General features: G+C 59.7%; 6 protein-coding genes and 1 pseudogene. 5 read left to right on the top strand and 2 right to left on the bottom strand.

Annotated features, from left to right (window positions below; translation table 11 throughout):
- From fumC to HK23_RS13670, 5 genes and pseudogenes are all read left to right on the top strand, one after another.
- Nucleotides 1-248, top strand: a pseudogene (fumC, locus tag HK23_RS13680) (class II fumarate hydratase); the annotation flags it as partial.
- A gap of 45 nt (nucleotides 249-293) precedes the next feature.
- On the top strand, nucleotides 294-476 hold the full coding sequence (locus tag HK23_RS14430) for a hypothetical protein (protein WP_143217580.1): 183 nt from the start codon (nucleotides 294-296) through the stop codon (nucleotides 474-476).
- A gap of 15 nt (nucleotides 477-491) precedes the next feature.
- Nucleotides 492-653, top strand: coding sequence for a hypothetical protein (locus tag HK23_RS14610; protein ID WP_156508163.1), 162 nt, complete (start codon nucleotides 492-494; stop codon nucleotides 651-653).
- A gap of 10 nt (nucleotides 654-663) precedes the next feature.
- Nucleotides 664-2397 carry an ABC transporter substrate-binding protein gene (locus HK23_RS13675; RefSeq protein ID WP_256940219.1) on the top strand — a complete coding sequence of 578 codons (1734 nt, stop codon included), beginning with the start codon at nucleotides 664-666 and terminating at the stop codon, nucleotides 2395-2397.
- A gap of 308 nt (nucleotides 2398-2705) precedes the next feature.
- Nucleotides 2706-5339, top strand: coding sequence for a Hint domain-containing protein (locus HK23_RS13670; RefSeq protein WP_256940218.1), 2634 nt, complete (start codon nucleotides 2706-2708; stop codon nucleotides 5337-5339).
- 135 nt (nucleotides 5340-5474) lie between these two features.
- Here the strand turns inward: HK23_RS13670 and pstS are convergent, their stop codons facing one another.
- Both pstS and HK23_RS13660 read right to left on the bottom strand, forming a co-directional pair.
- The gene (gene pstS / locus HK23_RS13665; protein WP_086654380.1) at nucleotides 5475-6527 is read right to left on the bottom strand and encodes a phosphate ABC transporter substrate-binding protein PstS; all 1053 of its coding nucleotides are present in this window, start codon (nucleotides 6525-6527) and stop codon (nucleotides 5475-5477) included.
- Between the two features lie 42 nt (nucleotides 6528-6569).
- A partial coding sequence (locus HK23_RS13660) for a phenylalanine--tRNA ligase subunit beta (protein ID WP_143217579.1) occupies nucleotides 6570-8035 on the bottom strand: 1466 nt, incomplete at its 5' end.

Raw genomic sequence — 8035 nt, 5'->3', positions numbered from 1 at the left:
TCTCGGTGGAAGGAACGGAACTGAATGAGCCGCATCTTGCACAGTATGTGAATGGCTCCGTCATGCTCGTCACCGCTCTCAGCCCCGCCATCGGGTATGACAAGGCCGCGGACATTGCGCATCGGGCCATGGAGCAGAACCTCAGCCTGCGGGAGGCAGCCGTGCAGTCAGGCTATCTGGACGGAGAGGCCTTTGACAGGCTGGTTAACCCGCTGGATATGGTGGGCAACGGCGTAGCCGGGGCCTGACAGAGATCCCTTTCGTCACACTTTAAATCCCGGTATGGTTTCCTGATGAAACGTTTTCCTATTTCTGCACGGTTGATGATGCCCGGTCTGTTCCTGCTGGGTCTGCTCGGGCTCGGCGCCTGCGCGGATGATCATGACCATCATCATTACTACCACCCCAGAACGCACCACGGGGAACGCGGACCGAGCTGGTACCGCCCGCCCACCAATAATACTATACAGCGCTAAAGGACCCGCAGAATTATGGAAGGCAAACTCGTACGGCTTGGCATTGTCATCGCCACGCTGATTCTGGGCATTTTTCTGGTCAGTTCCATCTACAAGAACTTCTCTCACCTGATGGACCAGCCACCGGGTCAGGCTGAACAGCCTGCCGTTAACGACGCACCAGCCCAGACGCCTTAAAGGAACAGGAATGCGCGCTTTCCGCACGCTGATGCACCGGGGCGTGCACCGTTCCTGGTCCGCTGTCCTGCTGGCGGGCCTGACAACAGCTGCCAGCATGGCAACAGCCACGGCACAAACAGCCGTTGACCAAACGCCTGAAACACTGGCTGCCCATCGGGGCGGCACGCTCCGGCTGGCAGCAGCTGCGTCCGGCGGCACGCTGGACCCGCAGATCAATTACAGCAGCAAATACATCAACCTCTATGCAGTGGTGTATGACGGGCTGACGACCTTCCGAAAAGTGACCGGCCCCCGCGGCAATGATGTTGTCGCCGACCTGGCCGAAACACTCCCTGCCCCGCAGGATGGCGGACTAACCTATGTGTTCACCCTACGCCCGGATATCCGCTTTTCGAACGGACAGCCTCTGACCACAGCGGATGTTGCAGCCTCCTTCCGACGCATTTTCCGGGTTGGTTCTCCGACTGCCGGCTCCTTCTATTCTGCCATTGCCGGTGCCGATGCCTGCCTGCGCAGCCCTGCCACCTGCACGCTGAAGGAAGGCATTACGGAAGACCCGGCGCACCGCACCATCACCTTCCATCTTGCCCGGCCTGATACGGAATTTCTGCAAAAGCTGGCCTTCACGCACTCCGTCATTCTGCCAGCCGGAACCCCGGACCACGATCTTGGCAACGTGGCCGCCCCGAGCACCGGGCCGTATCGGGTCACGACCTATGACCCGAACAAATTTCTGCATCTGGACCGCAACCCGTATTTCCGGGTGTGGGATGCGCAGGCCCAGCCTGACGGCTACCCGGACCGCATAGAATACAGCTTCGGCATCCCGGATGAGGCCGCCGTAACCGCTGTTGAAAACGGCCAGTATGACTGGCTGGCTGACACTGTCCCTATGGACAGACTAGGCGAACTGGGCAGCCGCTTTACGGCGCAAACCCATGTTGCCCCGCATCCGGCCATGTATTTCATCCCGATGAACGTCAACCTGCCGCCGTTCAACCAGCTTAAGGCACGGCAGGCTGTTAACTACGCACTGAACCGCAAGGCGATGGTCATTCTGTATGGCGGCCCCGGCATCGCCCGGCCTCTGTGCGGCATGCTGCCTTCGTCCTTCCCCGTCGCGTCAGACCAGTGCTTCTACACACGCGGCGCGTCACCCTCCGCCCCCGCAGCGCAATGGTCCGCGCCTGATCTGGAAAAGGCCCGCGCTCTGGTGCGGGAAAGTGGCACCGCCGGGCAGCATGTCACTCTGGTAACAGCCAATACGAGCATCGATTACGCCATGGGCACATGGCTGCGGGACATGCTGCAAACCATTGGCTATCAGGCCACGCTCCGCCCACTCAGCAGTTCCATGGCGTTCAATTACATGCAGAACTCCGGCAATCATGTGCAGATTGCCCTGAAGGACTGGTCCGCGGATTATCCGTCCCCGTCCAACTTTCTGGATGATCTGCTGGGCTGTGAGAATTTCCATCCTAATTCAGACAGTTCCATCAACATCCCCGGCTTTTGTGACAAGCGCATTCAGGCGCTCATGGACCGCGCCAAAACGGATGTTTCCCTCACCCCGCATCAGACGGATGAACTCTGGCGGGAAGTGGACCATCTGGTGATGGAACAGGCGCCCATCGCCCCGGCTATTGAGAAAGATGATGTCATCATCACCTCTCCCCGGTTGAAGAATTTCTTTTACACTCAGGTCAATAAGCTCTTTTTCTCACAGGTCTGGCTCCAGTAGTCAGTCCACGCGGGCCTGCGCCATTTTTCGCCCCATCGGCAGCTCTTTTCCTTCCCAACCCTCTTTATCCACAGAATCTGTGGATGAAAGTCGGGACAACACTGGGATGAGTACTGGATGACTGCGCATATCCCCCGCAAGACGCGTCTCGGGGGATGGCAACCTCCGTCTCCCACAGAGCATCCATGAAGGTTTTATGAAAGATTAAAGGTAGTTTTGTTAAATATTAACACGCCACCTTCCTGCCCTCTGTTCGGGACAATCAGACTTGCTACAGGACGGTTCTCCAGCCAGTGAGGACGCCTGACGTGAGCAGCAACACGGTTACCCTGAACTCTGACCAGACCTATTCCAACACGAAGACCCTAAGCACCAGCAAAACCACGGTGTCTGTTGATCTGGATGCCATCAATACGCTCGATATTGAAAACAGCGGCACCCTTCAGTCCACCGGCAAACGCGGGATTGACGCAACAGCCAGCAACACTGCGGCAAAAATCTCCGGGGCAAACCTGACCATCAACAATACCGGCACCATCGAAGGCTCCGATGATGCTGTGCGGATTGATGCGGACATGCCCTCCGCCACCATTTCCCTGACCAACAGTGGCACGATTGACTCCTCGGTCGATGGTCAGGCGATCGATTTTGACTCACTGGCAACGGCTTCCCGCATCACCATCACCAACACCGCGACTGGCGTTATCAAATCGACAGATGCGGACGCCGTCCGGCCCGGTGAAAACGCCGTTATTAACAACGCCGGCGAGATTTATGCAGATGGCGCAAACGGTGCCACCAAGAATGACGGCATCGATTTTCAGGACCATTCCGGCACGGTCAACAACTCCGGCACCATTTCCGCTGCGCGGCACGGCATTACCAGCAGCACGGATGTTGTAGTGATCAATGAAGCTGGTGGCGAAATTACCGGGCGGGACGGCTCAGGCGTTGGGTCTGATGGCACCGGCACTGTCACCAATTACGGCACTATTACCGGGGCTTACGATGGCTCCGGCACGGGTGACGGCGATGGCGTGGATATCGACGGCTACTCCGTTATCGACAATTACGGCACCATTCAGGGCACAGGCGCTGGCGGCAACGGAAGCGATGGCTACCCCAACACCAGTGAAGGTCTGGCACTGGGCGGCGGAAGCATTACCAACCATGCAGGGGCGACCATCAGCGGCGCGCAGAACGGTATCCTGATTGATAACAGCAGTCAGGGCTATGCGCCTTACGCCACAACGCTGGTCAATGACGGCACCATTCAAGGTCTGGACGGGTACGGCATCCATATCAATGACGATAAGGATGACACGATTACCAACTCCGGCACCATTTCCGGCACCACAGACGCCATTTTGCTGGGCGATGGAAATGACACGCTGAACATCCAGACCGGCTCTGTCATTACGGGCACGGTGGATGGCGGGGGCGGCACCAATACGGTCAATCTCTCCGGCTCCGGCACGTTTGACGGTGCACAAAATTTCCAGACCATGACGGTCGCTGGTGCCTGGACGCTCTCCGGCAATCAGTCCTACCAGAACGTCACCATCACCAGCGGGGCCTCTCTGGTGCTGGACGGCGCCGCGCCCTCCACAGAGACGATCACGTTTAGCGATAACACCGGTAAGCTGACCCTTGGGTCCCCCTCCACATTTGCCGCCACGCTCGCCAATTTCACAAGCGGCAACACGCTGGACCTCTCGTCCCTCACGTATGACAGCAACGCGACACTGAGCATCTTCGGCAACACCGCAACGGTAACCGATGGCCAGACCAGCTACACCCTGACCTTCAGCTCGTCCGACCTGTCCCACCTCACACTGGGCAAGACGGATGATGGCACAGTGCAGCTTGAAGCCGTCGTCTGCTTCCTGCCCGGCGCGCTGATAGATGCTGACGGCGCGCTAAGGCGCGTGGAAGATCTCCGCATTGGGGATCAGGTGATGACCTATGACAAAGGCCATGCCAGTCTGCGGGAAGTCATCTGGGTGGGCAAGCGCGAGGTTACAGTGCAATCCGGTCTGGCCCCCGATGACGCTGGCTGCCCGGTCCGCATTCGGAAGAACGCCTTTTCAGAGGGCGTGCCGTTTGAAGATCTGCTCGTAACCCCCGAACATTGCTTCTATTTTGACGGTCAGTTTGTACCCGTCCGTATGCTGGTGAATGGCGGATCCATTCTCTATGACACCACAATCAGCCAGTATGACTGCTTCCATATTGAAACAGCGCAACATGCCGTCATCCGTGCCAACGGCGCGCTGACTGAAAGCTATCTGGATACCGGCAACCGCCGCAGCTTCTCCCAGCCCGGTCCGCTGGCGCGCTTCCCCTCATCCCCCAAAACATGGGAGCAGGACAGTGCCGCCACCCTGACCGTCGCGCGGCAGGATGTCGAACCGCTGTTTAATACGCTCATGGCCCGCGCTCAGGCGCTCGGTCTGCTGCCCTCCACGCCTCCGCGCCAGACCACACAGGATGCAAACCTGCATCTGCTCACCCCAACCGGCACCCGCCTGCGCCCCCTGCGCACCGAACAGGGCCGCGCTTTCTTCCTTCTCCCGCCCGGCGTGACAGAGGTTTCTCTGGTCTCACGTGCGGGCCGTCCGTCTGACAGTATCGGGCCTTTTGTGGATGACCGACGGACACTCGGTGTGCTGGTCGGCAGCCTGATGTGCGTTCAGGCCGGCACACCGCACAGACTGACCTCACACCTGACAGACAGCACTCTGTCCGGCTGGCATGCACCAGAGAACGCAGCAGGCCGCTGGACCAACGGCTGCGCAACGCTCCCACTTATTCCGGCGGTATCTTCCACAAGCTGCTTGCTCGTTGTGGAAATTCTGGCCGCAGGCCCTTATCTGCTGGACACCGACGCAGAGGACGCCAAAGAGGCAGCCTCTCTTTCGCTGGCAACAGCCTGCGCCTGAATACACCGCGCTGACGCCAGCCTGCGCGGGGAAGCCGATACACAAACACTCCCAACAAAAAGGGCGGCCACATAATGTGTCCGCCCTTTTCTATGCCAATCTCTCGACATTTAAGCCGTCAAAAGCCTCGGGATGCTATTCCGCAGGCGTTCCCGGATGCACAAGCTGATCCAGCCGCCCAAGCGCCATAGTTCTGACCCGCGCCGGGATGGGCACGTAATCCAGCTTGCGGCTGGCAGCCTCCCCATTTGTCAGACCCCAGCGGAAGAATGTCCGGACCGCCTGCCCGTGTTCCGTGCCTGCCGAGTGCTGCGGCACCAGAACATAGGTTGTCGTCACAATCGGCCATGCCCCCTCACCTTTTGTGTCAGACAAGGCCGCCGTCAGGGTTTTATCGTCCCACACTGCGGAGTCTGCCGCTTTGGCAAAGCTCTCCGCCGAGGCCTTCACGAAATCACCCGCCTTATTCTGCAACTGCACCATTGGCAGGTGGTTGCGCTCGGCATAGGCATACTCCACGTAGCCTATGCTGCCTTCCGTGTTCGCCACGTAGGAAGCAATGCCGTCATTGCCCCGCGTGCCAGACCCGACAGGCCAGTCAACCGATGTCCCACGCCCGACAGAGGTGCTCCATGCCGGAGAAACCCGCCCGAGATAATCCGTAAACACAAAGGTTGTGCCGGACCCATCGGCCCGATGCAGCGGGGCAACAGGCAGATCGGGCAGTTTGAGGCTGGGATTAAGTTCCACAATACGCGGGTCATTCCACGAGCTGATGCTGCCATCATACAAACCAGCCAGCACCGGGCCTGTCAGGCGTAATGCCCCATCGGGCACACCGGGTACATTTACAATCACCACAATACCGCCAATGCCGGTGGGAAATTGCATCAGATGCCCGGTCTCCAGCTTTTCCGGTGCCATTGGCGCATCAGAGGCCCCAAAATCCACCGTGCCAGCCAGCACCATATTCTGGCCCGCTCCGGACCCGATGGTCTGATAATTGACCCGCACCCCGGTGCTTTCTGATGAGGCCGCAGACCATGCCTGATAAAGCGGGGCCGCAAAGCTGGACCCGGCCCCGGTAATGTCTTCCGCCCGCAGGCTCTGCGTGCCGCACAGAAGCACCGTGGCAGAAAGCAGCGCCAGCTTTGCCCCATGTTTCAGGAACGTCGTCCGGTGTGTCATGCCTGCTGCTCTCCGCTTCCGGTTTCTGTCATGCCGCCCTGCTTAGCGCAGGGTTGCCCCTGTTGCTTTGGCCACAGCTGCCACAATACGCTCGGAAACAGCTTCCAGTTCCGCATCCGTCAGGCTTTTGTCCACGGGCTGCAAGGTGACCTCCACCCCCATGGAACGATGCCCTTCCGGCACATGCTCACCTTCATAAAGGTCAAACAGGCTGACATCGGACACAAGGTTGCGGTCCGCACCCTTCACGGCTTTCAGCAGCTTTTCACCCGGCACATCGCGCGCGACCACAAAGGCAAAATCACGGCGCACAGGCTGGAATGCTGAAAGTTTGGGTGCAGCTTTACGGCGGCGTTTGGGCTCCGGCACGGCATCCAGCAGGATTTCAAACCCCACCACCGGCACATCAATGCCTTCCGCCTGCAACAAAGACGGATGCAGTTCACCAAAGTAACCCAGCACCATTTTCGGCCCCTGACGCAGGACGCCAGACCGGCCAGGATGATACCAGGACGGCGCGTCTGGCGTCGCACTCAGGCCTTCGACCGACACACCAAGCTGCGTCAGCAGTTCCAGCGCATCCGCTTTGGCGGACCAGAGGGACACACCCGTGCTGACCTGCCCCGGATAGCGTGGCGTATGGCCAGCGCGCAGGCCTGCGGCAATCTGCTGCTGCCCGTCTTCCGAGAACCCGGCCCCGATTTCAAACAGACCAATATCTGCCCAGCCCCGCGCCGCATTGCGCTGGCTGGCTGCAACCAGATTGACCATGGGCGTGGGGCGCATCTGGTCCAGATCTGATGCAATGGGGTTCAGCAGACGCAGGCTGTCCGGCGCGCCACCAAAGCGCAGTGCATCTTCGTGCGAGACGAAAGAGAACCCAACGGTTTCCACCAGCCCACGCGCTGCCAGAACCCGACGCGCCCGCGCAGCCCGCACCTGACGCGGCGTAAGGGCAACAGCAGGCACCACGCTGACAGGTGGCAGCGGCACCGGCGGAACGGCGTCCAGCCCTTTCAGGCGCAGCACTTCTTCCACCAGATCGCTCTCGGCTTCAATCTGCTCCACACCTTCGGCGGCACGTGCAGCCTGATCGGCTGGCAGATCCCGGCCCTGCGCCAGAACCGGCTTCTGGGCAATATCATTGCGCCAGGACGGCACGCTGGCCTGAACGTGGGTTTCGGTCTTTTCCTGAACCTCAAAGCCCAGCTTTTCTAGCAGGGCGATGCTCTCCTGCGCAGGCACATCCAGCCCACCCAGATCCCGCACGCGGTGGAACCGCAGGGTTGCTTCCCGCTGCCATGCGGGCTGCTCACCGGCGGAGACAACCTCACTGGCCTCACCACCGCACAGTTCAATAATCATGCGGGTTGCGGCTTCCATGGCAGCAACCGGCAGAGCCGGGTCTACACCGCGCTCAAAGCGATAGCTTGAATCAGACGACAAACCCAGACGACGGCAGCTCAGAGCAATATGCACAGGGTCAAACAGTGCGCATTCCACGAACA

Origin of the sequence: Acetobacter malorum, assembly GCF_002153605.1 — a bacterium.
Lineage (GTDB): Bacteria > Pseudomonadota > Alphaproteobacteria > Acetobacterales > Acetobacteraceae > Acetobacter > Acetobacter malorum_A.
The sequence above is the reverse complement of the archived record's forward strand: the minus strand, read 5'-3'. Positions and strand labels throughout refer to the sequence as shown.

Bases quoted from the DNA above. Each gene is read 5' to 3' on its own strand.
- HK23_RS13675 (WP_256940219.1), top strand. From the start codon at position 664: ATGCGCGCTTTCCGCACGCTGATGCACCGGGGCGTGCACCGTTCCTGG.
- HK23_RS14430 (WP_143217580.1), top strand. From the start codon at position 294: ATGAAACGTTTTCCTATTTCTGCACGGTTGATGATGCCCGGTCTGTTC.
- HK23_RS14610 (WP_156508163.1), top strand. From the start codon at position 492: ATGGAAGGCAAACTCGTACGGCTTGGCATTGTCATCGCCACGCTGATT.
- pstS (WP_086654380.1), bottom strand. From the start codon at position 6,527: ATGACACACCGGACGACGTTCCTGAAACATGGGGCAAAGCTGGCGCTG.